The sequence below is a fragment of the Cytobacillus gottheilii genome (assembly GCF_001636345.1).
Lineage (GTDB): Bacteria > Bacillota > Bacilli > Bacillales > Cytobacillaceae > Cytobacillus > Cytobacillus gottheilii.
This window is the reverse complement of the sequence record NZ_KV440945.1, coordinates 96,340-122,082: the sequence shown is the minus strand read 5'-3', so window position 1 is coordinate 122,082 and position 25,743 is coordinate 96,340. Positions and strand designations below refer to the sequence as shown.

Genomic DNA, 25,743 nt, shown 5'->3' with positions numbered 1-25,743 from the left:
GTGATGGAGCGTTTGCATATGAGATTAGATAAATTTCTAAAAGTTTCCCGTCTGATAAAAAGGAGAACATTAGCAAAAGAGGTTTCCGATCAGGGGAGAATTTCAATAAATGGAATACAAGCCAAAGCAAGCTCTAATGTAAAAGTAGGCGATGTATTATCCATTCGCTTTGGTCAAAAGCTTGTAACAGTCAGAATTGATGGGCTGCAGGAAACAACACGCAAGGAAGAAGCACAAGAGCTTTACAGCATTTTAAAAGAAGAAAACGCTGGAACTGAAGCTGGAAAAGATTGATAGGAATTCACCAGTAAAAAGTGATATCTGAACATCTTAAAAATAGATTGCCAAGCCTATGTGGGGGCTGATTAAAGGTAGGCGTAAGTGTCTTGCCCGATAACCTTAAAAGCTGATCTTTCCGTATAAAGGAATGGCTTGTTCTAATTCATCCCTTACCTTCATAAACATGTACAAACAGCAGTACATTGCGATTGTGAGGGATATGATATGAGCCAATATTATGAATCAAATGCAAATAAGCCAAATGCCCAGGAGCATGACGTGATCATGCGAGGCAGAAGAACATTGGAAATATCAGGGGTAAAACAAGTAGAAAGCTTTGATAATGAAGAGTTCTTACTCGAAACGGTCATGGGATTTTTGGCGATTCGAGGGCAAAATCTGCAAATGAAAAACCTTGATGTCGACAAAGGAATCGTATCCATTAAAGGGAAGGTTTTTGATCTTGTCTACATCGATGATCAGCACGGAGATAAGGCTAAAGGATTCTTTAGCAAGCTATTCAGATGACACTGACGACACAATTTATGACAATGCTTGCGATGATCGGCATGGGCGGAATGTTTGGTGCGTCGCTTGATACGTACCAGCGTTTCCTCAAACGACCGGAAAGAAAGAGATGGGCTGTTTTTATAAATGATATTTTCTTCTGGCTCCTGCAAGGACTAGCCATCTTCTACATTCTATTCCTCGTGAATCAAGGCGAATTGCGTCTATATGTTTTTCTCGCCTTATTGTGCGGATTTGCAGCTTATCAAAGCTTATTCAAAAGAATTTATTTAAAGCTCTTAGAGTTGTTAATTTCCATGTTTATTTCTTTTTACCGTTTTATTGTAAAGTTTTTGAGATTTTTTGTCATAAAGCCAGTCCAAGGGCTTGTAACGGCAGTAATAGCGGTTATACTTATGCTAGGAAAAGCGACTTTAGCACTATTCTTATTTTTGTATAAGGTCATTATACTTATATTGAAAATAATCACACTTCCGCTAAAATGGATCTTTATGCTTATATGGAGACTTTTGCCGAAACATATTAAAAAAATGGTCGATAAGTTCTATAGAGCGTTAGCAGGATATTTTATAAAAATAAAGAATTATTGTGTTAAGAAAATAAACAACTGGAAGAAAAAGAACTAACAGAGAGGGGGGAGCGACGAATGAGTGACAACGAGAGAAAGAATGTAGCCAAAATGCAAACGAGCTATGTGAAGCAGAGAGAGGATGCAACGATTAGTGCCAATCGAAAAAGAAAGCTATTGTTTAGAAGATTAGCCGCTTTTTTCATTGTCGCAGCGACTGTATCCATATTTATGATTACTACACTCGTCTCGCAATCCGCCGCTCTGGATGAAAAGCTGGCTGAAAAGAAAAAACTTGAAGATGAGCTGGCGGGATTGGAGAAACAGCAAGTCGTACTCGAAGAAGAAATCGTTAAACTGAATGACGATGAGTACATTGCCAAACTTGCCCGCAAGGATTATTATTTATCAGACAAAAGTGAAACAATCTTTGTTTTGCCGGAGACAGAAGAGGAGCAAAATAAGGAGAAGAAAAAGGTAAAAGAAAAGGACGCTGAATAGAGCTGTATTGACACCCTTTTTTCTAATTCGTTATAATATAGAGTAAGTATGAAATTTTTTAGTTTCACTTTATATCTTTAAGGAGGCAATTTCTTTTTATGTCAATCGAAGTAGGCAGCAAGTTACAGGGAAAGGTCACAGGAATTACAAATTTCGGAGCGTTTGTTGAGCTGCCGGAAGGTTCAACTGGTCTTGTTCACATTAGTGAAGTAGCAGACAACTATGTTAAGGATATCAACGATCATTTGAAGGTTGGTGACATGGTTGAGGTTAAGGTCATTAATGTAGAAAAAGACGGAAAAATCGGTTTATCTATTAAAAAGGCTAAAGACCGTCCTGAAAGACCGGAAAGACCAGAAAGACCTGAAAGAAGAGAGTCTAGAGGTCCTTCTCAACGTCCACGTCAAGGCAGAACAAATGATAATCGTGCTCCAAGAGAAAATTTCGAATCAAAAATGGCACGCTTCTTAAAGGACAGTGAAGACCGCCTATCATCTTTAAAGCGCAATACGGAATCAAAACGTGGGGGAAGAGGCGCTAGACGAGGCTAACTTGTTGCTGATTTTATTCATATATCGCAGGGTTTATCGTGATATTCCCTTAAAAATAGACAGTCCAATTATGGACTGTCTTTTTTTTTGTCTGAATGATAGGGAACAGGATTAAAATACAAAAAAAACGTCTGGAATTCTCCAGACGCTTTTTCTTATAGATGACCCGTACGGGATTCGAACCCGTGTTACCGCCGTGAAAGGGCGGTGTCTTAACCGCTTGACCAACGGGCCAGTACATATTTAATAACAAGTATAGCGGCGGAGGGGATCGAACCCCCGACCTCACGGGTATGAACCGTACGCTCTAGCCAGCTGAGCTACACCGCCAAATGTATCAATCAGACACAAGTAATATCATACAAACTTTTATAGGAAGTGTCAATAAAAAATTGTAAAGTATTTTATGCACCTGAAGGGAGCAATACTTTTTTTAGAAAATGGTCAGAAATCTATGATATATATCCCTATAGTCGTTTTTTAAAACCGTAAAAATATTGTCATATTGCTCCCTATTAATGCCGCATAGCATCAATAAGAACATTTTTATCATAAACAGCTATCTCCGCCATTCCTCGATTTCCCTTATTTTTTGTACAGAATTCACTCATTTCGGAGAAACAAGTCGAACGAAAAAATAAAGCTTGTCTGCGATTTTGACAAACTTTTTTATTTAAGAATTTTATAATGATCTGCAAACAATACGAATCTAAATAGGGAGTGAGCAATATATGCAAAAGGTTGGAAGGTCAATGACAGAGCCGCTCGGGGAAGTTCAGCTTAATCGATCTAAGGTGGATATTGGACAAGCCTTTATCAATTTTCAATTATGGCTGGAGACTTTTTTTCTAAAAAAGGGGTACATCCTTCTGTTTATCGGTTTCTTGCTGGGCAGAGCCTTAATTTTAGCTAAGCTGACCCCTTTTACGCTTCCTTTTTTCGCAGCTGTATATCTATTAAGGAAGGATCGGGCTCCTTTGGCACTTGTTGGACTCACGGCCGGTGCGGCTACACTATCCGTGCAAAATGCTGCATCCGCGTTTAGTATATCTTTTTTACTTTTATTTGTGTTCAGGATCTCAAAAAAGTGGCTAAGTAATGAAATGAAGGCCCTTCCGTTTTATGTTTTTGCGATTTTATTAGTAGGGAAAATAGCGGAAGGTTTTATTCTGACAAGCACGGTCACGCTATATAACGGGATGATGGCGGGAGTAGAGGCTAGTCTCGGATTTATTTTAACCATGATCTTTTTGCAGGGGCTGCCGCTGTTATCCATTAATAAGAGAAGGCAATCCTTAAAGACAGAGGAGATTGTCTGTCTAATTATTATTCTTGCTTCTGTGATGACCGGGACAATTGGCTGGACGATTTACGATTTGTCGATTGAGCATATCATGTCGAGATATTTGGTTTTATTATTTGCCTTTGTTGCAGGAGCAACAGTTGGTTCTACCGTAGGGGTTGTAACGGGCTTAATATTCAGTCTTGCCAATATTTCAAGCTTCTTTCATATGAGTTTGCTGGCCTTTGCCGGCTTACTTGGCGGGCTCTTAAAAGAAGGCAGGAAATTGGGTGTATCTCTAGGACTTCTGATTGCGACATTGTTAATGGGCATGTATGGAGAAGGTAATGGAAATCTTATGATTACCCTTTATGAAACAGGTGCTGCTATTTTTATTTTCCTGGTTACGCCGATCAGCTTGACTTCAAAGCTTGCGAAGCATATACCAGGTACTCCTGAATATGCAGCTGAGCAGCAGCATTATATGAGAAAGATGCGGGATGTTACAGCTCAAAGAGTCTCTCAATTTTCAAACGTGTTTCAAGCTTTATCAAAAAGCTTTTCTAATTATGATGCAACATCCAGCAGGGACGATGATGAAGATCGTGAAATTGATTATTTCTTAAGCAATGTTACTGAAAAGACATGCCAGACATGCTTTAAAAAGGAACATTGCTGGGCAAGGAATTTTAATACAACCTATGATTATATGAAGGATATTATGACAGAAATAGATAGCAGCGATGGAATTGTATCTCCAAAACTAGCAAGAGAATGGGAAAAGCATTGTACACGTTCAAAAAAAGTAACGGAAACGATTCAGCAGGAACTTACTTATCTAAAAGCAAATCAAAAACTGAAGAAGCAAGTGCATGAAAGCAGAAGACTTGTAGCAGATCAGCTGCTGGGTGTTTCAGAGGTAATGGGAGATTTTGCGAAAGAAATACAGCGCGAGAGGGAAAACCATCATAAACAGGAAGAACAGATTCTTGAAGCACTTCAAGAATTCGGAGTAGAAATCGAACAGGTTGACATCTACAGCTTAGAGCAGGGCAATGTGGACATTGATATGGCGATTCCATACTGTAATGGGCATGGAGAATGCGAAAAACTGATTGCACCGATGCTATCGGATATTCTTGGAGAAACCATTCTTGTTGGCAAAGAGGAGTGTGCTGCTTATTCAACCGGATTTTGTCATGTTACGTTCCGTTCAGCGAAAGCATATGCGGTTGAAACGAGTGTGGCCCATGCAGCAAAGGACGGAGGCTTTATTTCTGGTGACAGCCATTCTACGATTGAGCTAGGAAGCGGAAAATATGCGATTGCCATCAGTGATGGAATGGGGAATGGCGAGAGAGCACATATAGAAAGCCAAGAAACACTCGAACTCCTTCAAAAAATCCTGCAATCGGGGATAGAGGAACGGGTAGCGATTAAATCAGTGAATTCCATTTTATCATTAAGGACCACAGATGAGATTTTCTCGACCCTGGATTTAGCCATGATTGACCTGCAAAATGCTGAAGTGAAGTTTTTGAAAATTGGCTCAACACCAAGCTTTGTTAAGCGTGGGTCAAAGGTGATGAAAATACAGGCAAGCAATCTGCCGATGGGAATCATACAAGAGTTTGATGTCGATGTGGTCAGCGAGCAGCTGAAGGCAGGTGACCTATTGATCATGATGAGTGATGGCGTATTTGAAGGGCCAAAACATGTTGAGAATTTCGATTTATGGATGAAGCGGAAAATTACTGAGTTAAAGACCTCAGATCCGCAGGAAGTGGCAGATTTAATTATGGAGGAAGTGATCCGATCCCGCTCCGGCAGAATAGAAGATGATATGACAGTAGTTGTATCGAAAGTTACTCATAATACACCAAAGTGGTCGAGTATTCCAATGCAAAATATGCGCAAGAAGGCAAATTAAGAATAAATTTATTAGGATCTGCTAAATGAAATGAAATCATGTATATTTCTACCTCATACCGTCGAAAATGGTAATAAATTGAGATGGAGGGGAAAATATGAAAACAGGTACATTGAAACAGATTCTGCTGATTACAGACGGCTGCTCCAATCAAGGTGAAGATCCAATTGCAATGGCTGCCTTGGCGAAAGAACAGGGAATTACCGTTAATGTCATTGGTGTTATGGAAAATGATGTGATAGATGAAAAAGGGATGAGTGAAATTGAAGGAATCGCCATGTCAGGCGGCGGAGTGAGTCAGGTTGTTTATGCAAAACAATTATCACAAACGGTTCAAATGGTGACAAGAAAGGCGATGACTCAAACACTTCAAGGAGTCGTTAATAAAGAATTAAAAGAAATTCTAGGGAGTTCTAAAACGGTTGAAGATCTACCGCCTGAGCAAAGAGGCGAGGTCATGGAAGTGGTAGATGAACTCGGTGAAACTGTAGAACTGGAAGTGCTGATCTTAGTTGATACGAGTGCAAGTATGAAACAAAAGCTGCCAACCGTGAAAGAAGCGATATTTGATTTATCATTAAGTTTAAACGCCAGGTCAGGAGATAATCGCTTCTCGGTCTTTGTATTTCCCGGGAAAAAGAAGGATGTCGAGAAGCTGCTTGATTGGACACCAAGGCTGGAGTCATTAAATAGTATTTTTGCTAAGCTGACAGTAGGCGGCATTACGCCAACAGGGCCAGCACTGCGCGAGGCATTGCAATACTTTAAGAAAAAACGGTCGTTAAGGGGACTGCTTTCTCGTGATGATGAATCATTCTATGAAGAGTCAGTTTAACGTTCGCTCCGGCACAGTTATAGAGGGGAAATGGCACAATAACCGTTATGTCATTTTAAAAGAGCTTGGATATGGAGCAAATGGCGTTGTTTACTTGTCAAAGTTTAATAATCAGCAAGTAGCGATTAAAATGAGTGATAACGGGATGTCCATTACATCCGAAGTGAATGTGCTTAAATCATTTGCGAAGGTCCAAGGGTCTGCCCTCGGGCCTTCTTTGCTTGATGTTGATGATTGGGCTGTTAATGGGAAAAACATTTCTTTTTATGTGATGGAATATATTCATGGTCCGGACTTGCTGTCCTTTATTCAGCAAAAGGGTCCGTCATGGACAGCTGTACTGATCCTTCAGCTTTTAAATGATCTGGCAAAGCTTCATGACAGCGGCTGGGTGTTTGGCGATTTAAAGCCAGAAAATTTGATTGTGACGGGCCCGCCCTCCAAGGTGCGCTGTATTGACGTTGGCGGGACGACCATGCAAGGAAGAGCAATCAAGGAATTTACAGAGTTTTATGACAGGGGCTACTGGAATCTCGGTACAAGAAAGGCTGAACCAGGATATGACCTATTTGCGGCAGCTATGATTATGATCAATACAGTTTATCCAAATCGATTTACAAAAAAGACTGGCGGAATAGCGGAATTAAAGGAGAAAGTGCAAACCAGCAAAGAACTAATTCAATATGAAGAGGTTATTTTAAATGCCTTAATGGGTAAATATCTATCAGCTAAAGAAATGAGGCATGCACTACTGGAATCAATGAACAGAAGTGATGCTCCGAGAGCAAGCAGCAGGGTTAATAGAAAATCGCCCCCGCCTGTATCTGGAGGCAGCACGGTTACGCGCACGCAGCAGAACGTCCGGAAAAGGAAAAACGGAGGATTTTTTGAAACAGCCTGTATTGTCGCCGTTATTTCTTGCCTATATTTTCTTTATATTTATGGTCAATTAATTTAAATGAAAGCGCCAAGACTTTGATGCAAAGCATAAGAATGGTATGATTTTAATATAGGTGAATGGGAGTATAAAAGAGGACAGTAATACAGGCAATTCTCCTGCTCATTTATCAATACTGTAAAGAGGAAACGAAGATGCTGGATTCAAAAGTAAAATTATTTCTCAATAGACGGGGCTTTGACCTGCAGCATAAACGCATTGCGGTCGCAGTGTCAGGAGGTCCGGATTCATTAGCGCTGCTCCACTATTTAAAAGAGAAAAGTGCGATCTTTCATATAGAGCTGCTCGCTCTGCATGTCGATCATATGTTCAGAGGGGAAGAATCTTTACAAGATGCGCAATTCGTTGAACAGTTTTGTGAAAAATTAGACATCCCTTTTAAAATGGAGCGCATTGATGTTCCTGCTTATATGAAAGTGACCGGTAAAAGTGGCCAAGTTGCAGCAAGGGAGTGCCGTTATCGCTTTTTTGCTGAAATGATGAAGAACGAAAACTTTACTTATTTGGCACTTGGGCACCACGGGGATGACCAGGCAGAAACGGTTTTAATGCGGCTTGCAAGAGGCAGCACAGGAGCAGCTAGAGCAGGGATTCCCTTTGAGAGAAAATTTGCCGGAGGTTTCATTATCAGACCTTTTTTATGCCTTAGCAGAGAAGAAATAGAAGATTATTGCCGAGAGCATCAATTAAACCCCCGCCGAGATCCTAGCAATGAAAAGGATACGTACAGCAGAAACCGATTTCGCCATCATGTATTGCCGTTTTTGAGACATGAAAACCCGCAAATGCATGAACAGTTCCAGCGATTTAGTGAGGATTTGGAGAGCGATGAGGATCTGCTGCAGGAATTAACTTTCAGAGAAATGAATAAAGTAATGGAGAAGAAAAAAGATAACGAAGTAAGATTAGCCATTGATTTGTTTCTAGATATGCCAATGCCTTTACAAAGAAGAGGGATTCAACTAATATTAAACTATCTTTATAATGAGAAACCATCTTCTTTATCCGCAGTGCATATTGAAAATGTTTTTTCTTTAATCCGTAATCCTCACCCATCAGGAGTCCTGCATTTGCCAGGTGGATTGATTGTTAAACGCTCGTATAGGGAATGTAGTTTTTCATTTCAAACGAAAGACTTGCCACAGTCATCCTATCATTATGAGTTATCTGAACCTGGGAAAATTGATCTTCCAAATGGCAGCAGTATTGAATTTGAGTTTACCTGCAGCCAACATGCGAAAGATCATTCCGGATCCCTCCTTTTATCTGCTGACAGTATTCCCATGCCACTCATTATCCGAACGAGAAAAAATGGAGATCGAATTGATTTAAGAGGAATGAAAGGAACAAAAAAGATTAAAGATATCTTTATTGATCAAAAAGTTCCAAGGGATGAAAGGGATCAATGGCCGGTACTGACAGATGCAACAGGGAAAATTCTTTGGCTCCCGGGTTTAAGAAAGTCTGATGAGCCTATGCTGGGTGATGCTCATTCTTGTTATATTCTTTTAAAATACATAAAGCAATGATCTTCTAGGGGGCACAAAAATGAAAAATGATATTGAAAAGGTACTGATTTCAGAGGAAGAGCTGCAAGAAAAAATCGCTACTCTTGCAAAAGAGCTTACAGATGAATATCAAGATCGTTTCCCGCTTGCAATCGGTGTGTTAAAAGGAGCAATGCCTTTTATGAGTGACCTGCTCAAACGCATGGATACATACTTGGAAATGGACTTTATGGATGTTTCCAGTTACGGAAACTCCACTGTTTCTTCTGGTGAAGTAAAAATTCTAAAAGATCTTGATACTTCAGTAGAGGGCCGTGACATTCTTATTCTTGAGGATATAATTGACAGCGGCTTAACATTAAGCTATTTAGTAGAGCTTTTCCGCTACAGAAAAGCAAAATCCATCAAGATTGTAACGCTATTGGATAAACCTACTGGAAGAAAAGTAGACATTAAAGCAGATTATGTCGGCTTTATTGTTCCAGATGAATTCGTTGTTGGCTATGGTTTAGATTATGCTGAAAGATACCGCAACCTACCATATATTGGGGTTCTTAAACCAGAGGTATACAGCAGCAACGATTAAGAGAAAGATAAAAGGAAATAATCTTGGTAAGCCCTTTACTTACAGCATGAATTGGCCCGGTGTGAAAAGTGTAAATATTTGAATTGGCACGATTTTCTATGATACTATACTATGTAGTTTGTTTACCGTGGGAGGAGGTAAGGGATGAATCGGATCTTCCGTAATACCATCTTTTATTTATTAATATTTTTAGTGATTATAGGGGTTGTCAGCTTCTTTAATGGCGGCAACGAACCAACAGAACCAATGAGCTATGATGATTTTGTTCAAAACCTTGAAAGTGGTGCAATTGAATCAGTTTCACTGCAGCCTGAAAGAGGCGTGTTTGCCGTAACAGGTAAATTAACATCTCAAGATGAAGGTGAACAATTCATTACGTATGTAGCTAATAGCGATTCAGTACTTACTCGAATTGATGCATTAGCAGCAGGGAATGAATCAGAAGTGAATATTCAGCCTGCTAAGGAAACAAGCGGCTGGGTGACATTTTTCACCTCAATCATTCCATTTATCATTATTTTTATCCTGTTCTTCTTCCTTTTAAATCAAGCACAGGGCGGCGGCAGCCGAGTAATGAATTTTGGGAAGAGCAAAGCAAAGCTTTATGATGAAAGCAAGAAAAAAGTACGTTTTAAAGACGTTGCTGGTGCAGATGAAGAGAAGCAAGAGCTTGTAGAGGTTGTTGACTTCTTGAAGGATCCGCGCAAATTTGCTGAACTCGGTGCAAGAATCCCTAAAGGAATCCTTTTAGTCGGACCTCCGGGAACTGGTAAAACATTGCTTGCACGTGCTGCGGCAGGTGAAGCTGGTGTGCCATTCTTCTCAATCAGCGGATCTGACTTTGTGGAAATGTTTGTCGGTGTCGGTGCATCTCGTGTTCGTGACTTGTTTGAAAATGCGAAGAAAAATGCGCCATGTATTATCTTTATTGATGAGATTGATGCAGTTGGACGTCAGCGTGGAGCCGGACTTGGCGGCGGTCACGATGAGCGTGAACAAACGCTGAACCAATTGCTAGTTGAAATGGATGGCTTCGGTGCAAACGAAGGTATTATTATCATCGCAGCAACTAACCGTCCAGATATTCTTGATCCTGCCTTATTGCGTCCAGGACGTTTTGACCGTCAAATTACGGTTGACCGACCAGATGTAACAGGCCGTGAAGCGGTATTAAGAGTACATGCACGCAATAAACCGCTTGATGAATCAGTTAACTTAAAATCCATTGCACAGCGGACACCAGGCTTTTCTGGAGCTGACCTTGAAAACTTATTAAACGAAGCGGCGCTAGTAGCTGCTCGCCGAAATAAGAAGAAGGTAGACATGGAGGACGTGGACGAAGCGACAGACCGCGTTATTGCTGGTCCATCGAAGAAGAGCCGTGTCATTTCAAAGAAAGAAAGAAATATTGTTGCATTCCACGAAGCTGGTCATACAGTGATCGGAGTTGTGCTTGATGAAGCAGAAATGGTTCATAAGGTAACGATTGTACCTAGAGGCCAGGCAGGCGGATACGCTGTTATGCTTCCAAAAGAAGATCGTTATTTCATGACAAAACCAGAATTGCTTGATAAAATTGTCGGCTTGCTTGGCGGACGTGTTGCTGAGGAGATTGTGTTTGGAGAAGTGAGCACAGGTGCTCATAACGACTTCCAAAGAGCAACAGGCATTGCTCGCCGAATGGTAACAGAATTCGGTATGAGTGATAAGCTTGGACCGCTTCAATTTGGTCAATCCGGGGGCGGGCAAGTATTCCTTGGCAGAGACTTCAATAATGAACAAAACTATTCGGATGCTATTGCATACGAAATTGATTTAGAAATTCAGCGTATTATTAAGGAGTCTTATGAAAGATGTAAGCAGCTTCTTACTGAACACCGCGAGAAGCTAGACCTTATTGCCAATACGCTATTAGATGTTGAGACGCTTGACGCTGAACAAATTAAACACCTTGTTGATCATGGAACACTTCCAGATCGCTCAGCTAAAAAAATCGAAACTTCTAATGATGTGAAAGTAAACATCAACATGAAAAAAGAAGAAACAACAGGTGAAGGTGAAATCACAGAAAGCAGAGAGAATACTTCTCCTGAAGAATCTGTTGATCCGCCAGCCATCGATGAAGAGCGCAAATAGATAGCAGAATGCCCCAATGCCATTGACATTGGGGCATTTTTTCATTCCTTCACAGTATATCAATTCCGCAGAGCTCCTGCTGTTTCTCTTCCTGCGATTTTTCAATTACACGATCAGTTGTTAGTTATGGTATGATGTTTGCAGTATAATAGGCAAGAATAAAAATAAAGTGGTGAGAATGGTGATTTTTGTTTTTGATGTAGGCAACACGAACATTGTGCTTGGAGTATATGACAAGGATGTGTTAAAACATCACTGGCGTATTGAAACAAACCGTAATAAAACAGAAGATGAATATGGAATGATGGTTAAATCATTATTTGATCATGCAGGATTAAGCTTTAATGAGATCGATGGCATTATTATTTCATCGGTTGTTCCGCCCATTATGTTTTCGCTTGAAAGAATGTGCCAAAAATATTTTCAGCTCAAACCTTTAGTTGTTGGACCTGGGATTAAAACAGGTTTAAATATAAAATACGAGAATCCTCGTGAAGTAGGGGCAGACCGAATTGTAAATGCGGTTGCTGCTATACATGAATATGGAAGCCCGCTTGTTGTAGTTGATTTTGGAACAGCTACTACGTACTGCTATATAAATGAACATAAACAGTATATGGGAGGCGCGATTGCCCCTGGAATAGGCATTTCAACAGAGGCTCTATATTCGAGGGCTGCTAAGCTTCCTCGTATTGAAATTGCCCGTCCTGATGGAGTTGTTGGCAAAAATACAGTTTCTGCTATGCAGGCTGGTATTTTTTACGGCTATGTTGGACAAGTTGAAGGAATTGTAAAAAGAATGAAGGACGAATCAGCCGTTGCGCCAACAGTCATTGCAACGGGAGGTCTAGCTACATTAATAGCAAAGGAATCCACGATGATTGATATTGTTGATCCTTTTTTAACCTTAAAAGGATTACAGCTTATTTATAAACGCAACATGGATAGTATAAAAGATAAGGCATAAACGATTGCCATAGGGGCTGTTGTAAAATGCTCTTATGACATCTGAATAAAGGAGATTGAAATATGAGTGATTATTTAATTAAGGCACTTGCCTACAACGGACAAGTTCGGGCATACGCAGTATCATCCACAGAAACCATCGGAGAAGCACAGCGCCGTCATCAAACATGGCCAACTGCTTCAGCAGCTTTAGGAAGAGCAATGTCTGCATCTGTAATGATGGGTGCTATGCTAAAAGGCGAGGAGAAAATCACGGTTAAAATTGAGGGTGGCGGTCCGCTTGGTCCTGTCTTAGTGGATGCCAATGCAAAAGGGGAAGTGCGCGGTTATGTGACACATCCTCAAGTACACTTTGATCTAAATGCACAAGGAAAACTGGACGTTCGTCGAGCTGTTGGAACAGAAGGATTTTTAACGGTCATAAAAGATATTGGAATGCGTGAACATTTTACTGGTCAAGTACCAATCGTTTCTGGTGAGCTAGGAGAAGATTTCACCTATTATTTTGCTTCTTCAGAACAAGTGCCTTCTTCTGTTGCGGTTGGTGTGCTTGTCAATCCTGATAACACCATTTTAGCTGCTGGCGGTTTTATTATTCAGCTGCTTCCAGGTGTAGAGGAAGAGGTTATTTCACATATCGAGAAACGTCTGACTCAAATCGATCCTGTCTCTAAAATGATTGAAAAGGGCTTAACACCAGAACAAATTTTAGAAGAGGTGCTAGGCAAAGACGAAGTAAAGGTTCTGGAGAAAATGCCTGTAGCCTTTACATGCACTTGTTCAAAAGACCGTTTTTCAAATGCGATCGTAACACTTGGAGCGGAAGAGATCACAGATATGATCGAATCAGATGGACAAGCTGAGGTACAATGTCATTTTTGCAATGAAATCTATGTCTTTTCTAAGGAAGAGCTAGAGGAAATGAGAGAGGCTGCGCAGGCTAAATAGAACTAAACATTTGTGCCAACGGACTGTGCTTAGCTTTAGCGTTTTTCTATAGGGAGAGGGAAAAATGAAAAAACAGCATTTATGGCTGATTATTGCTGCTTTAATCATAACAAATGGCGTCACTCTCACCTTTCTTCTTTCCGGTGAAAGCAAAAAGGGAAGTGAGGTTGTCGCAACCATCGGCAATCAGGAAATAACAAGACAAGAATGGCTCAGTGAGATTGAATTAAAATATGGAAAAGATGTATTAGATGAACTGGTAAGTGAAGAGGTTATTAGTCAAGCTGGAGAAAAATATGATATTTCCATTTCACAGGAAGATATTGATCGTGAAATGAAAATGATGAAAAGCGCATATGGTCCAGCAGGTGATTACTCCCTATATGATGAAGAGAAGCTTGCTGAGCAAATCGAAAACAGTTTGATTTTAGAAGAGCTGCTGACAAAAGATGCGGATATTTCAGAGGAAGAATTGGAACGGTATTATGAAGAAAACCGTTCAATGTTTACGTTTCCTGACTCTTATCATATTTCTAAAATTGTTGTAAAAACCAAAGAAGAAGCAGAGCAGACAATGCAAGAGCTTGAACAGGGGTCCAGCTTCTCAGTACTGGCAATGGAACGCTCGATTGATGAGTTCACCGCAGGCCAAGGTGGAGACGCTGGATTTGTCGGTGCTGATACCGAACATGTTAGTGATTTAATGCTTGGAGAAATAAGTTCACTAAAGCCTGGTGAGTGGAGCGAAGCAATTGAAGTTGAGGACGGGTATGCGATTGTGCTGCTTCATGAGTATATGGAAGAAGAGTCCTATGATTATCAGGATGTAAAAGCACAAATCCGCCGTCAGCTGGCTATTGAGCAGATGGATACACCAGTGTCTGCAAGGCCTTTCTGGGATGAAGCAGAAGTAGAATGGTTTTATGATGAAACACAATAACACGGAGACAAACTCCGTGTTATTTTTTTCTGTTAAAACGGAAAGAATCTCATTTGCAGGAGTATGATATATACTAGGCTGGTGCTTACTTTTTTATCATAAAAAAGTGCTGCAACCCTGCAAAATAATTGACTTTTCAGTCATCAATTGGTAAGTTTTAATAAAACCAATAAAAATACTCGGAATAAGAGGTGGGAATATGGTACGTGTAGCAAATTCAATTACTGAATTAGTTGGACAGACGCCAATTGTAAAGTTAAACCGGATTGTTGAAGATGAATCTGCTGAAGTTTATCTAAAATTAGAATACATGAACCCTGGCAGCAGTGTAAAAGACCGAATTGCTCTTGCAATGATTGAAGCAGCAGAAGAAAACGGTGGTCTTAAAGAAGGAGATACCATCATAGAGCCGACAAGTGGAAACACTGGAATTGGATTGGCGATGGTGGCTGCTGCAAAAGGATACAAAAGCATTCTCGTTATGCCGGAAACAATGAGCATGGAGCGCCGCAACCTGCTTCGTGCATATGGAGCGGAATTAGTTTTAACTCCAGGACCTGAAGGCATGGGCGGAGCGATCCGCAAAGCTGAAGAGCTATCAAAGGAACATGGCTACTTTATGCCGCAGCAGTTTAAAAATGAATCAAACCCAGAAGTTCACCGTTTAACAACAGGCAAGGAAATTACCGAGCAAATGGGCGATCAGCTTGACGCATTTATTTCAGGAATCGGTACAGGTGGAACGATTACCGGTGCAGGTGAAGTGCTTAAAGAGAAATATGAAAATATTAAAATTTACGCAGTTGAGCCTTCTGATTCTCCTGTTCTATCTGGAGGAAAGCCGGGTCCGCATAAAATCCAAGGAATTGGAGCTGGATTTGTTCCTGATATTTTAAATACAAAAATCTATGATGAAATTATTAAGGTCGAAAATGAAACAGCTTTTGAATATGCCCGCCGTGCAGCCAAGGAAGAAGGAATTCTAGGAGGCATTTCATCTGGAGCAGCCATTTATGCGGCTTTACAGGTTGCAAAAGAGCTAGGCAAAGGTAAAAAAGTTCTTGCCATCATTCCAAGTAATGGTGAGAGATATTTAAGCACACCGCTGTATCAATTTGAAAATGAATAAGATTGTTCACTAGAGTGTATTAGGCAGCTTTCTCAGAAAGCTGTCTTTTTGCTGCTTAAGGAATGGTACATTCATGATTTAAGCAATTGCTCTGATGTAATACCGCACTTCTTATAAACCTATAAAGCAAAGGGTAATGTGAAAGTTATGGAATTTACTTTTATAGCAGGCTCCTTCCAAAACAATATTCGCTTGCTAAAAACATGTTATTATTTAGATGGTTATACTTATCTTAAAGAGGGTGTTTTAATGGGGTATAAGATATACGCAAGAAAGGAATCCATTTCATATAAACAATTCTACAGCAGTTATAGGTTCCTCTCAGAATCATGTGTACAGCATGTTATTCTGGAAAGCGGCAGAGGCGGAAGATACAGTATTGCTGCTTTTGAGCCTGAAGTGATTTTGAAGGGGAAAGACCATCAGCTTGAGATTGTAACAGGCGAGAAAAAAGAAATTATCAAAGGGAATCCGCTTCATAGTATGAAACAGTGGCTGGAAGCATATAAAGTTGAACCGATCAGAGAACTCCCCGATTTTCAAGGTGGAGCAATTGGATATATTAGTTATGAGTATGGTCGTTACATTGAAAAGCTGCCTGCTCTTTCGGAAGATGATCTTCATTTACCGGACATTCATTTTTTAATTCACAATGAGTGGTTTGTATATGATCATCAAGAGGAAGTAATGTGGATGTTATTGCTATATAAAGAGGAAGAAGCGGACAAGCTGCCTGAACGTGAAGCTTTATGGCTGAAGCGGTGGCGAGGATCTGCTGAAGTGCATGAGGAACCGAAGCATCATGATCCTCCTGAACAGCGCCTGGAAGTATCCATGAGTGAGGAAGAGTTTATAAAGGCAGTTGAAAGAATACAAGAATACATAGCTGCTGGAGACGTTTTTCAGGTCAATTTGTCTGTTCGTCAAAGTAAGCCGCTAAATGTGAAAGCGATTGAGGTATATGATCAGCTTAGAGTCCTTAATCCTTCCCCGTATATGGGATATTTTCAAACAGATGAATATGAGCTTGTCAGCGGGTCACCTGAGCTGCTCGTGAAAAAGAAAGGCAGCACGGTCAGCACAAGGCCGATTGCCGGTACCAGATCTCGAGGAAAAGATGAACTTGAGGACATCCGGCTTGCAAATGAATTGATTGAAAATGAGAAGGAGCGGGCGGAGCATGTGATGCTTGTTGATCTTGAACGAAATGATCTTGGCAGAGTCTGTGAATATGGAACAGTCGAAGTGGACGAGTTTATGGTCATTGAAAAGTACTCACACGTCATGCACATTGTTTCGAATGTTAAAGGAAAGATTGCTGAAGGAAAGCATGGTGTTGATCTAATTGATGCAGCTTTTCCGGGAGGTACGATTACTGGGGCTCCAAAGGTCCGTACGATGGAAATCATTGAGGAACTCGAACCGGTGCGCCGGGGAGTTTATACAGGTTCATTAGGATGGATGAATTTCAGCGGCGATCTTGAATTAAATATCATTATTCGCACGATGCTTATAAAAGATGACATGGCTCATGTGCAGGCAGGAGCTGGAATTGTCATCGACTCTAATCCGAAAAATGAATATAAAGAATCGATGAAGAAGGCAATTGCTCTATGGAAAGCAAAAGAAGCAGCAGAAGAAGCTAAAGGAGCATTACAATGATTTTAATGATCGATAACTACGATTCATTCACGTATAACCTCGTTCAATATTTAGGTGAAATGGGACATGAATTAGTTGTAAAACGAAACGATGAAATTTCAATCGAAGAGATTAGAAACCTGAAGCCAGATTATATTATGATTTCCCCAGGGCCGTGCAGCCCCAATGAGGCAGGTATAAGCTTAGAAGTGATCACTGCTTTTGCAGGGGTTATTCCGATCTTTGGTGTTTGTTTAGGACAGCAGGCTATTGCCCAGGCATTCGGAGGAGAAGTAGTGCGTGCGGAAAAGCTGATGCATGGGAAAACATCTCCTGTTTATCATGATGGTCAGACGGTCTTTCATACACTGTCAAACCCGTTTACGGCGACAAGATACCACTCGTTAATTGTTAAAAAAGAAACCTTGCCATCCTGCCTGGAAGTATCAGCTTGGACAGATGAAGGAGAAATTATGGCCATTCGCCATAAAGAGCTTCCAGTGGAGGGAGTGCAATTCCACCCTGAATCGATCATGACCGCTGAAGGGAAGGATTTGCTGAGAAATTTCTTCTGTACAGGAGTTACTGAAGTAAAAGAGGTGTAGGTATGTATATCTATTTAAATGGCCAAATGGTTAAGCAAGAGGAAGCTTTGATCTCTCCTTTTGACCATGGATTTTTATATGGAATGGGCCTCTTTGAGACGTTTCGGATCTATGACGGGCATCCCTTTTTGCTGAAAGATCACTTAGAGCGCCTCCGCCATGGACTAGAGACTATGAATATCCGCAGTCAGTTCAGTGATGAAGGAGTACAAACTGTATTAGAAGAGTTGCTGGAGAAAAACCAAATATCTAATGCTTATATTCGTATGAATGTTTCCGCAGGTGCAGGTGAAATTGGTTTAAGAGCGGCACCGTATTCTGAACCGAATATGATTATTTTTGCAAAGGAATTACCTGAACAAGCTGTTACTCATGAAAAAGAGATTGTGGTATTAAATCTCCGGCGCAATACGCCTGAAGGTGAAATAAGGTTAAAATCTCACCATTATATGAACAATCTTTTAGCTAAACAAGAGTTAGGTGATGACTCAAAAAAGGAAGGGCTGTTTTTAACAGAAGGCGGATTTGCCGCAGAAGGAATTGCATCTAATATCTTTTGGATAAAGGGGGAAACACTTTACTCTCCCTCAGTCGATTTAGGTATTTTAAATGGAATTACGCGTCTATTCGTGATGAGGCTTGCTGAAAAGAACGGACTATCAGTTGAGGAGGGGCACTATTTGCCTTCAGCTCTTACCGAGGCAGATGAGATATTTGTAACCAATTCTATTCAGGAGATTGTCCCGGTTTCAGCTTTTGAAAATGGTGTAATGCCGGGTATGGATGGAAAGTATACGATGCTTTTATCCTATCAGTATAAGAGTTTAACCTCGCAGCTGTTAAGCCGGCATGAATTATAGGAGGGCAAAGAATGCAAAAAAATAGTTTAAACTGTGGTCCCTATACTCTGGATTATGGCAAGAAAACGCTGATTATGGGGATTTTGAATACCACACCAGACTCTTTTTCAGATGGAGGAAAATATAACCATGCAGAAGCGGCGGTTATCAGGGCGCAGGAGATGGTGGATGCTGGAGCAGATATCATTGATATCGGCGGAGAGTCGACAAGACCGGGACATACGGCTGTTTCAGTAGAGGAAGAACTTCAGAGAGTCATTCCAGTGATTGAAGCTGTCTCTTCTAAAGTTAAAGTTCCTATTTCAGTGGATACATATAAGGCGGAAGTCGCCAAACAGGCGATCAAAGCTGGAGCTCATATTATTAATGATGTGTGGGGAGCGAAAGCGGACGAAGGCATGGCCACTGTTGCAGCGGATACGGGAGCACCGATTGTCCTCATGCATAATCGTACTGATATGTCTTACACTGACTTTCACAGGGATGTCCTAAATGACTTATTTGAAAGCATCATGCTTGCCAAAAAGGCAGGAGTAAAGGATGAACAAATCATTCTCGATCCGGGCATTGGTTTTGCAAAGGATTTAACATACAACCTTGAAATGATGAGGAATCTGGATAAGCTTGTCGATATCGGCTATCCGGTTTTGCTGGGCACGTCTAAAAAGAGCATAATCGGACAAGTGCTTAATTTGCCGATAAACGAGCGCACCGAAGGCACTGGAGCGACAATATGCTATGGCATACAGAAGGGCTGCCAAATCATTCGCATTCATGATGTGAAGGAAATGGCGAGAATGGCTAAAATGATGGATGCTCTTTGCGGAAAGGGTGAATATAATGGATAAAATCTATGTGAATAAGATGAATTTTTATGGATATCATGGCGTTTTTCCTGAAGAAACAAAGCTAGGGCAGCGATTTATCGTGGATTTAACGGTAGAAACAGACTTGCGCCAGGCCGGAAAAACCGATCGGCTTGATGATTCAATTAACTATGGGGAGCTTTATGAAGTTTGTAAGCAAATTGTGGAGGGGAAGCCTTATAAGCTTGTTGAAGCGGTAGCTGAATCAATTGCTGAAGCTTTATTACTGCGTTTCAGTGCAATTGATTTTCTTACGGTAAAAGTAATTAAGCCAGATCCTCCTATTCCAGGACATTATGAATCCGTTGCAGTAGAGATTACGAGGTCCCGGTCATGAACACTGCTTTTATTTCTTTGGGCTCTAATATAGGAGACCGATTCTCTTATTTGCAGGATGCCATTGAAATGTTAACGTCAAATAAAAAAATAAATATGGTAAATTACTCCTCTGTTTATGAAACAGATCCGGTGGGCTATGAAGATCAAGATCGGTTTCTAAATATGGTCATCCAGGTAGATACGGAACTTAGTCCTTATGAATTGTTAGAAACATGCTTGGCGGCTGAGCAGGAACTTGGAAGAAAACGGCTGATCAAATGGGGTCCCCGGACAATAGACCTTGACATCCTGCTATATAATCAAGAAAATATTGAATCAGAGAAGCTAACTGTTCCTCATCCTCGGATACAAGAAAGAGCTTTTGTTATGATACCTCTTTTAGAGATAAAGCCTGACATCACCCTTCCGGCGATGGACATGCCTCTGCGTATATTGGCTGAGGAGATTCCAGACAAAAAAGGAGTTCAAATATGGAAGCGGAAAAATGGGGAAGACGCATTCGCGCTTTTCGAAAGCTGAAGGGTTTTACACAAGAAACCTTTGCGCGCGAAATTGGAATATCAGTATCAATCCTCGGGGAAATTGAGAGAGGAAATAGGATGCCGAGCGAGCAGCTCCTTATGAAGATCAGTGAGGTGCTGAAAACGTCATTAGATGAGATTGCACCAAAGGAATAATAATAGATAAAGAAGGAGGTATCACTATGCTTAAAATTGGCGATATTGAAATGAAAAACCGAGTTGTGCTGGCACCAATGGCTGGCATCTGCAACTCTGCTTTTCGTCTGACGGTTAAAGAATTTGGTGCCGGCCTGGTTTGTGCGGAAATGGTTAGTGATAAAGGCATTGTTTTTCAAAATGAAAAAACGTTAAATATGCTCTATATCGACGAACAGGAAAAGCCGCTTAGTCTGCAGATTTTTGGCGGAGAGAAAGATACGCTTGTACAAGCTGCCAAATTTGTTGACCAAAATACCAATGCGGATATCATTGATATAAACATGGGCTGCCCGGTGCCGAAAATCACAAAATGTGATGCGGGTGCAAAGTGGCTATTAGACCCGGATAAAATCTATGAAATGGTTGCAGCGGTAACAGATGCTGTTGAAAAGCCGGTTACAGTAAAAATGCGAATGGGATGGGATGATAACCATATTTATGCTGTCCGTAATGCACAGGCAATTGAACGGGCTGGCGGGAAAGCTGTTTCCCTTCATGGCCGTACACGCGTGCAGATGTATGAAGGAACAGCAAACTGGGACATTATCCGTGAAGTAAAGCAAAGCATTGGGATTCCGCTCATTGGGAATGGTGATGTGAAAACACCTCAGGATGCAAAGCGGATGCTTGATGAAACTGGCTGTGACGGTGTCATGATTGGACGGGCAGCCTTAGGGAATCCTTGGATGATCTATCAGACGGTAAAATATTTGGATTCAGGCGAATTGATCGACGAACCATCAGTGCGAGAAAAAATGGATGTATGTATCCTGCATCTTGACCGCCTGGCTGCATTGAAGGGCGAGCATATTGCGGTAAGAGAGATGAGAAAGCATACCGCGTGGTACCTGAAGGGGATCCGCGGAAATGCAAGATTCCGCAATGCTGTTAATGAAAGTGATACTCGTGATGAACTTGTTGCCATTTTAAATGCTATTGTCTTGGATGCAGAAGAAAAAGAGCGCATGGAGTCACAGGTTGGCTAATGCTGTTTGACATGGAAAATTTCTTTGCCTATAATAGCTTTGATTAGACAACTGCCAGTGGATGAACTGGCAGTTTTTTATTATCCAGGCTGGAAAATGCTTTTCAACTTCAAGTTTATTGGAAATAAAAGTACTAGAACATTCAATTTTTAATCAATTATGCTGTCTGTTTGAATCATATTGTGTAAAATAATAAACATGTACTGAAAATGTGATACTTCGCCTAGTGCGTTACATATTTCACGAATGAAAAAATGGAGATGATATAAGTGAGTCAGAGTCATGAAGAATTAAATGACCAATTAAGAGTAAGACGCGAAAAAATGCAAAACTTGCGTGATAAAGGAATGGATCCTTTCGGCAAACGCTTTGACCGTTCACATCAATCCGATGTATTAATAGATCAGTATGGCGGTCTTGAAAAAGAAGAGATTGAAGAGAAGAGTGTTTCTGTCACACTAGCGGGCAGAATTATGACAAAGCGCGGAAAAGGGAAAGCTGGATTTGCTCATATCCAGGATCTGACTGGCCAAATTCAGATCTATGTCCGCAAGGATGCGATTGGTGAAGAAAGCTACGCTATCTTTGAAACTGCTGATCTTGGGGATATTGTAGGGGTTACTGGTACACTTTTTAAAACTAAAGTAGGGGAGCTTTCAATTAAAGTAGAAGAATTTGTTCTTTTAACAAAATCTCTGCGTCCGCTTCCTGAAAAGTTCCATGGACTTAAGGATGTTGAGCAGCGCTATCGTCAGCGTTACCTTGACCTTATTATGAGCCAGGAAAGTAAAGCAACATTTGTAGCCAGAAGCCGCATTATCCAAGAAATGAGACGCTATCTTGATTCTAATGGTTATCTTGAAGTGGAAACACCAATGATGCATTCAATTGCTGGCGGAGCTTCTGCAAGACCATTTATTACACATCACAATGCTCTGGACATGCAGCTTTATATGCGTATTGCCATCGAACTTCATCTTAAAAGACTGATTGTTGGCGGACTTGAGAAGGTTTATGAAATCGGCCGTGTTTTCCGAAACGAAGGAGTATCTACTCGTCATAACCCTGAGTTTACGATGATTGAGCTGTATGAAGCATATGCGGATTACAGAGATATCATGAGTCTGACAGAAAACATGATTGCTCATATTGCAAAACAGGTTCTTGGCACAACGGTTATTCAGTATGGTGACTATGAAGTAGACTTAACACCGGAATGGACAAGACTTCATATGGTAGATGCCATTAAAGAATATACAGGGGTAGACTTCTGGAAAGAAATGAGCAAGGAAGAAGCGGGTGCTCTTGCGAAGGAGCATGGTGTTGAAATTACAGAACATATGCAATACGGGCATATTGTAAATGAATTCTTTGAACAAAAAGTAGAAGAGAAGTTAATTCAGCCAACCTTTATTTACGGTCACCCGGTTGAAATCTCTCCTCTTGCAAAGAAAAACGATGAAGATCCGCGTTTTACAGATCGTTTTGAGTTATTCATTGTGGCTCGCGAACATGCTAATGCTTTCACGGAGCTCAATGATCCAATTGATCAGCGTGAACGATTCGAAGCACAATTAAAAGAGCGTGAGCAGGGTAATGATGAAGCACATATGATGGATGATGACTTTATTGAAGCATTAGAGTATGGTATGCCGCCAACAGGCGGACTGGGGATCGGCATCGATCGTCTAGTCATGCTCTTAACAAACTCTCCTTCTATTAGAGACGTGCTTTTATTCCCGTTAATGCGTCACCGCTAATCTATAGTATAGGAAAAGACAGGGCAGATGCTCTGTCTTTTTTCTTTATATAAGAAGGTGTGAGTCAAGGCCATCTATTATTGAAGTAGTTAGTTTAGATTCTTCTTATCTTATAAATTGGTGTAGTGAATTATATGAATATTTTTTTATTATCATTTATGAAAAAAAGTTTAATAAACATGTTGCACACTCGTCAGTATGGTGGTATATTAATATCTGTTGCTGCGAGAGAGCGGCACAAACGAAAAAATAAATTAAAAAAGTTGTTGACTTGATCATCTGGTTGTGATAATATTTAAAAGTCGCACTCGTGACAAACAAACAACAAAAATTGCTCTTTGAAAACTGAACGAACAATAAAACGTCAACGTTTAAAAAAGATTCTTCGGAATCAACAATGTACATTATGTACACAAGAGCTAATCAACTCTTTCTTGGAGAGTTTGATCCTGGCTCAGGACGAACGCTGGCGGCGTGCCTAATACATGCAAGTCGAGCGGACAGATGGGAGCTTGCTCCCTGAAGTCAGCGGCGGACGGGTGAGTAACACGTGGGCAACCTGCCTGTAAGACTGGGATAACTTCGGGAAACCGGAGCTAATACCGGATAATGCTTTTGGACTCATGTCCTTAAGCTGAAAGATGGTTTCGGCTATCACTTACAGATGGGCCCGCGGCGCATTAGCTAGTTGGTGAGGTAACGGCTCACCAAGGCAACGATGCGTAGCCGACCTGAGAGGGTGATCGGCCACACTGGGACTGAGACACGGCCCAGACTCCTACGGGAGGCAGCAGTAGGGAATCTTCCGCAATGGACGAAAGTCTGACGGAGCAACGCCGCGTGAGTGATGAAGGTTTTCGGATCGTAAAACTCTGTTGTTAGGGAAGAACAAGTACCGGAGTAACTGCCGGTACCTTGACGGTACCTAACCAGAAAGCCACGGCTAACTACGTGCCAGCAGCCGCGGTAATACGTAGGTGGCAAGCGTTGTCCGGAATTATTGGGCGTAAAGCGCGCGCAGGCGGTCCTTTAAGTCTGATGTGAAAGCCCACGGCTCAACCGTGGAGGGTCATTGGAAACTGGGGGACTTGAGTGCAGAAGAGGAGAGTGGAATTCCACGTGTAGCGGTGAAATGCGTAGAGATGTGGAGGAACACCAGTGGCGAAGGCGACTCTCTGGTCTGTAACTGACGCTGAGGCGCGAAAGCGTGGGGAGCGAACAGGATTAGATACCCTGGTAGTCCACGCCGTAAACGATGAGTGCTAAGTGTTAGAGGGTTTCCGCCCTTTAGTGCTGCAGCAAACGCATTAAGCACTCCGCCTGGGGAGTACGGCCGCAAGGCTGAAACTCAAAGGAATTGACGGGGGCCCGCACAAGCGGTGGAGCATGTGGTTTAATTCGAAGCAACGCGAAGAACCTTACCAGGTCTTGACATCCTCTGACACTCCTAGAGATAGGACGTTCCCCTTCGGGGGACAGAGTGACAGGTGGTGCATGGTTGTCGTCAGCTCGTGTCGTGAGATGTTGGGTTAAGTCCCGCAACGAGCGCAACCCTTGATCTTAGTTGCCAGCATTCAGTTGGGCACTCTAAGGTGACTGCCGGTGACAAACCGGAGGAAGGTGGGGATGACGTCAAATCATCATGCCCCTTATGACCTGGGCTACACACGTGCTACAATGGATGGTACAAAGGGCTGCAAGACCGCGAGGTTTAGCCAATCCCATAAAACCATTCTCAGTTCGGATTGCAGGCTGCAACTCGCCTGCATGAAGCCGGAATCGCTAGTAATCGCGGATCAGCATGCCGCGGTGAATACGTTCCCGGGCCTTGTACACACCGCCCGTCACACCACGAGAGTTTGTAACACCCGAAGTCGGTGGGGTAACCTTTTGGAGCCAGCCGCCTAAGGTGGGACAGATGATTGGGGTGAAGTCGTAACAAGGTAGCCGTATCGGAAGGTGCGGCTGGATCACCTCCTTTCTAAGGATGAAATGAAGTTTATCTTCATTAAAAGACGTCTTTATTTGTTCGTTCAGTTTTGAGAGAGCAATCTCTCACTGCTAGAATTCAATTGCTTTGTGATTGAATCAGTAGTCTTGTTCCTTGAAAACTAGATAATGCAATATAGAAGAAGATTACCAAGTAATCGCCATCTTAGTTTTTTCTCTCTTATTTATTTTAAGTAAGAGCAATAACCATAAACATTGGTTAAGTTAGAAAGGGCGCACGGTGAATGCCTTGGCACTAGGAGCCGATGAAGGACGGTACTAACACCGATATGCTTCGGGGAGCTGTAAGTAAGCTTTGATCCGGAGATTTCC

24 protein-coding genes, 2 tRNA genes and 1 rRNA gene are annotated in these 25,743 nt (G+C 41.5%); 25 read left to right on the top strand and 2 right to left on the bottom strand.

The annotated features are described in order from the left end of the window. Positions 1 to 18 precede the first annotated feature (18 nt). From A6754_RS00680 to A6754_RS00660, 5 genes are all read left to right on the top strand, one after another. On the top strand, positions 19 to 294 hold the full coding sequence (locus A6754_RS00680; protein WP_066441731.1) for an RNA-binding S4 domain-containing protein: 276 nt from the start codon (positions 19 to 21) through the stop codon (positions 292 to 294). Between the two features lie 210 nt (positions 295 to 504). Further along, positions 505 to 807 carry a sporulation protein YabP gene (gene yabP / locus A6754_RS00675; RefSeq protein WP_066441729.1) on the top strand — a complete coding sequence of 101 codons (303 nt, stop codon included), beginning with the start codon at positions 505 to 507 and terminating at the stop codon, positions 805 to 807. After that, the gene (gene yabQ / locus A6754_RS00670; protein WP_066441726.1) at positions 804 to 1,433 is read left to right on the top strand and encodes a spore cortex biosynthesis protein YabQ; all 630 of its coding nucleotides are present in this window, start codon (positions 804 to 806) and stop codon (positions 1,431 to 1,433) included. The genes yabP and yabQ overlap by 4 nt, the downstream gene beginning before the upstream one ends. A gap of 20 nt (positions 1,434 to 1,453) precedes the next feature. After that, complete coding sequence (locus tag A6754_RS00665) at positions 1,454 to 1,876, top strand: FtsB family cell division protein (RefSeq protein ID WP_066441723.1); 423 nt, start codon at positions 1,454 to 1,456, stop codon at positions 1,874 to 1,876. Positions 1,877 to 1,974: 98 nt separating this feature from the next. Further along, a complete protein-coding gene (locus A6754_RS00660) occupies positions 1,975 to 2,427 on the top strand; it encodes a S1 domain-containing RNA-binding protein (RefSeq protein ID WP_066441720.1) in 453 nt (150 codons plus the stop codon). Positions 2,428 to 2,589: 162 nt separating this feature from the next. Here A6754_RS00660 and A6754_RS00655 read toward each other — a convergent pair. Beyond that, positions 2,590 to 2,661 (bottom strand) — tRNA-Glu (locus tag A6754_RS00655). Positions 2,662 to 2,683: 22 nt separating this feature from the next. Further along, a tRNA-Met gene (locus tag A6754_RS00650) sits at positions 2,684 to 2,757 on the bottom strand. 401 nt (positions 2,758 to 3,158) lie between these two features. Between A6754_RS00650 and spoIIE the strand changes: the two genes are divergently transcribed. The 20 genes from spoIIE (at position 3,159) to A6754_RS00550 (ending at position 25,402) form a co-directional block, all read left to right on the top strand. Further along, positions 3,159 to 5,639, top strand: coding sequence for a stage II sporulation protein E (gene spoIIE, locus A6754_RS00645; protein ID WP_066441717.1), 2,481 nt, complete (start codon positions 3,159 to 3,161; stop codon positions 5,637 to 5,639). 97 nt (positions 5,640 to 5,736) lie between these two features. After that, entirely contained in the window at positions 5,737 to 6,474 is a 738-nt protein-coding gene (locus A6754_RS00640; RefSeq protein ID WP_066441708.1) for a vWA domain-containing protein, read from the top strand. After that, complete coding sequence (prkT, locus tag A6754_RS00635; RefSeq protein WP_066441706.1) at positions 6,443 to 7,432, top strand: serine/threonine protein kinase PrkT; 990 nt, start codon at positions 6,443 to 6,445, stop codon at positions 7,430 to 7,432. Before A6754_RS00640 ends, prkT begins: the two co-directional genes overlap by 32 nt. Positions 7,433 to 7,566: 134 nt before the next feature. After that, entirely contained in the window at positions 7,567 to 8,961 is a 1,395-nt protein-coding gene (gene tilS / locus A6754_RS00630; RefSeq protein ID WP_066441704.1) for a tRNA lysidine(34) synthetase TilS, read from the top strand. Positions 8,962 to 8,980: 19 nt separating this feature from the next. Further along, positions 8,981 to 9,526, top strand: a complete 546-nt coding sequence (gene hpt, locus A6754_RS00625) for a hypoxanthine phosphoribosyltransferase (RefSeq protein ID WP_066441701.1) — start codon at positions 8,981 to 8,983, stop codon at positions 9,524 to 9,526. A 144-nt stretch (positions 9,527 to 9,670) separates the two neighbouring features. Then, positions 9,671 to 11,662, top strand: coding sequence for an ATP-dependent zinc metalloprotease FtsH (gene ftsH / locus A6754_RS00620; protein ID WP_066441699.1), 1,992 nt, complete (start codon positions 9,671 to 9,673; stop codon positions 11,660 to 11,662). A 181-nt stretch (positions 11,663 to 11,843) separates the two neighbouring features. Further along, entirely contained in the window at positions 11,844 to 12,629 is a 786-nt protein-coding gene (locus tag A6754_RS00615) for a type III pantothenate kinase (RefSeq protein WP_180320265.1), read from the top strand. Between the two features lie 62 nt (positions 12,630 to 12,691). After that, positions 12,692 to 13,576 carry an Hsp33 family molecular chaperone HslO gene (gene hslO / locus A6754_RS00610; protein ID WP_066441693.1) on the top strand — a complete coding sequence of 295 codons (885 nt, stop codon included), beginning with the start codon at positions 12,692 to 12,694 and terminating at the stop codon, positions 13,574 to 13,576. A 64-nt stretch (positions 13,577 to 13,640) separates the two neighbouring features. Beyond that, complete coding sequence (locus tag A6754_RS00605; RefSeq protein ID WP_066441685.1) at positions 13,641 to 14,516, top strand: peptidyl-prolyl cis-trans isomerase; 876 nt, start codon at positions 13,641 to 13,643, stop codon at positions 14,514 to 14,516. A 199-nt stretch (positions 14,517 to 14,715) separates the two neighbouring features. Continuing rightward, entirely contained in the window at positions 14,716 to 15,645 is a 930-nt protein-coding gene (cysK, locus tag A6754_RS00600) for a cysteine synthase A (RefSeq protein ID WP_066441684.1), read from the top strand. Positions 15,646 to 15,894: 249 nt separating this feature from the next. After that, on the top strand, positions 15,895 to 17,307 hold the full coding sequence (locus tag A6754_RS00595; protein WP_066441680.1) for an anthranilate synthase component I family protein: 1,413 nt from the start codon (positions 15,895 to 15,897) through the stop codon (positions 17,305 to 17,307). Next, on the top strand, positions 17,304 to 17,891 hold the full coding sequence (gene pabA / locus A6754_RS00590) for an aminodeoxychorismate/anthranilate synthase component II (RefSeq protein WP_066441677.1): 588 nt from the start codon (positions 17,304 to 17,306) through the stop codon (positions 17,889 to 17,891). Before A6754_RS00595 ends, pabA begins: the two co-directional genes overlap by 4 nt. 2 nt (positions 17,892 to 17,893) lie before the next feature. Continuing rightward, entirely contained in the window at positions 17,894 to 18,751 is an 858-nt protein-coding gene (pabC, locus tag A6754_RS00585) for an aminodeoxychorismate lyase (protein WP_066441674.1), read from the top strand. Positions 18,752 to 18,762: 11 nt separating this feature from the next. Continuing rightward, entirely contained in the window at positions 18,763 to 19,599 is an 837-nt protein-coding gene (gene folP, locus A6754_RS00580) for a dihydropteroate synthase (RefSeq protein ID WP_066441671.1), read from the top strand. Beyond that, positions 19,592 to 19,954, top strand: coding sequence for a dihydroneopterin aldolase (gene folB / locus A6754_RS00575; protein WP_066441669.1), 363 nt, complete (start codon positions 19,592 to 19,594; stop codon positions 19,952 to 19,954). Before folP ends, folB begins: the two co-directional genes overlap by 8 nt. Further along, positions 19,951 to 20,475 carry a 2-amino-4-hydroxy-6-hydroxymethyldihydropteridine diphosphokinase gene (gene folK, locus A6754_RS00570; RefSeq protein WP_066441663.1) on the top strand — a complete coding sequence of 175 codons (525 nt, stop codon included), beginning with the start codon at positions 19,951 to 19,953 and terminating at the stop codon, positions 20,473 to 20,475. Before folB ends, folK begins: the two co-directional genes overlap by 4 nt. After that, entirely contained in the window at positions 20,427 to 20,633 is a 207-nt protein-coding gene (locus tag A6754_RS00565; protein ID WP_066441660.1) for a helix-turn-helix domain-containing protein, read from the top strand. The genes folK and A6754_RS00565 overlap by 49 nt, the downstream gene beginning before the upstream one ends. A gap of 26 nt (positions 20,634 to 20,659) precedes the next feature. After that, positions 20,660 to 21,661: a tRNA dihydrouridine synthase DusB gene (gene dusB / locus A6754_RS00560; RefSeq protein WP_066441657.1), complete on the top strand. Its 1,002-nt coding sequence runs from the start codon at positions 20,660 to 20,662 to the stop codon at positions 21,659 to 21,661. Between the two features lie 269 nt (positions 21,662 to 21,930). Continuing rightward, on the top strand, positions 21,931 to 23,421 hold the full coding sequence (gene lysS, locus A6754_RS00555; protein WP_082851570.1) for a lysine--tRNA ligase: 1,491 nt from the start codon (positions 21,931 to 21,933) through the stop codon (positions 23,419 to 23,421). A gap of 431 nt (positions 23,422 to 23,852) precedes the next feature. Continuing rightward, positions 23,853 to 25,402 (top strand): 16S ribosomal RNA (locus A6754_RS00550). Positions 25,403 to 25,743 lie beyond the last annotated feature (341 nt).

Bases quoted from the DNA above. Each gene is read 5' to 3' on its own strand.
- A6754_RS00680 (WP_066441731.1), top strand. From the start codon at position 19: ATGAGATTAGATAAATTTCTAAAAGTTTCCCGTCTGATAAAAAGGAGA.
- yabP (WP_066441729.1), top strand. From the start codon at position 505: ATGAGCCAATATTATGAATCAAATGCAAATAAGCCAAATGCCCAGGAG.
- yabQ (WP_066441726.1), top strand. From the start codon at position 804: ATGACACTGACGACACAATTTATGACAATGCTTGCGATGATCGGCATG.
- A6754_RS00665 (WP_066441723.1), top strand. From the start codon at position 1,454: ATGAGTGACAACGAGAGAAAGAATGTAGCCAAAATGCAAACGAGCTAT.
- A6754_RS00660 (WP_066441720.1), top strand. From the start codon at position 1,975: ATGTCAATCGAAGTAGGCAGCAAGTTACAGGGAAAGGTCACAGGAATT.
- spoIIE (WP_066441717.1), top strand. From the start codon at position 3,159: ATGCAAAAGGTTGGAAGGTCAATGACAGAGCCGCTCGGGGAAGTTCAG.
- A6754_RS00640 (WP_066441708.1), top strand. From the start codon at position 5,737: ATGAAAACAGGTACATTGAAACAGATTCTGCTGATTACAGACGGCTGC.
- prkT (WP_066441706.1), top strand. From the start codon at position 6,443: ATGATGAATCATTCTATGAAGAGTCAGTTTAACGTTCGCTCCGGCACA.
- tilS (WP_066441704.1), top strand. From the start codon at position 7,567: ATGCTGGATTCAAAAGTAAAATTATTTCTCAATAGACGGGGCTTTGAC.
- hpt (WP_066441701.1), top strand. From the start codon at position 8,981: ATGAAAAATGATATTGAAAAGGTACTGATTTCAGAGGAAGAGCTGCAA.
- ftsH (WP_066441699.1), top strand. From the start codon at position 9,671: ATGAATCGGATCTTCCGTAATACCATCTTTTATTTATTAATATTTTTA.
- hslO (WP_066441693.1), top strand. From the start codon at position 12,692: ATGAGTGATTATTTAATTAAGGCACTTGCCTACAACGGACAAGTTCGG.
- A6754_RS00605 (WP_066441685.1), top strand. From the start codon at position 13,641: ATGAAAAAACAGCATTTATGGCTGATTATTGCTGCTTTAATCATAACA.
- cysK (WP_066441684.1), top strand. From the start codon at position 14,716: ATGGTACGTGTAGCAAATTCAATTACTGAATTAGTTGGACAGACGCCA.
- A6754_RS00595 (WP_066441680.1), top strand. From the start codon at position 15,895: ATGGGGTATAAGATATACGCAAGAAAGGAATCCATTTCATATAAACAA.
- pabA (WP_066441677.1), top strand. From the start codon at position 17,304: ATGATTTTAATGATCGATAACTACGATTCATTCACGTATAACCTCGTT.
- pabC (WP_066441674.1), top strand. From the start codon at position 17,894: ATGTATATCTATTTAAATGGCCAAATGGTTAAGCAAGAGGAAGCTTTG.
- folP (WP_066441671.1), top strand. From the start codon at position 18,763: ATGCAAAAAAATAGTTTAAACTGTGGTCCCTATACTCTGGATTATGGC.
- folB (WP_066441669.1), top strand. From the start codon at position 19,592: ATGGATAAAATCTATGTGAATAAGATGAATTTTTATGGATATCATGGC.
- folK (WP_066441663.1), top strand. From the start codon at position 19,951: ATGAACACTGCTTTTATTTCTTTGGGCTCTAATATAGGAGACCGATTC.
- A6754_RS00565 (WP_066441660.1), top strand. From the start codon at position 20,427: ATGGAAGCGGAAAAATGGGGAAGACGCATTCGCGCTTTTCGAAAGCTG.
- dusB (WP_066441657.1), top strand. From the start codon at position 20,660: ATGCTTAAAATTGGCGATATTGAAATGAAAAACCGAGTTGTGCTGGCA.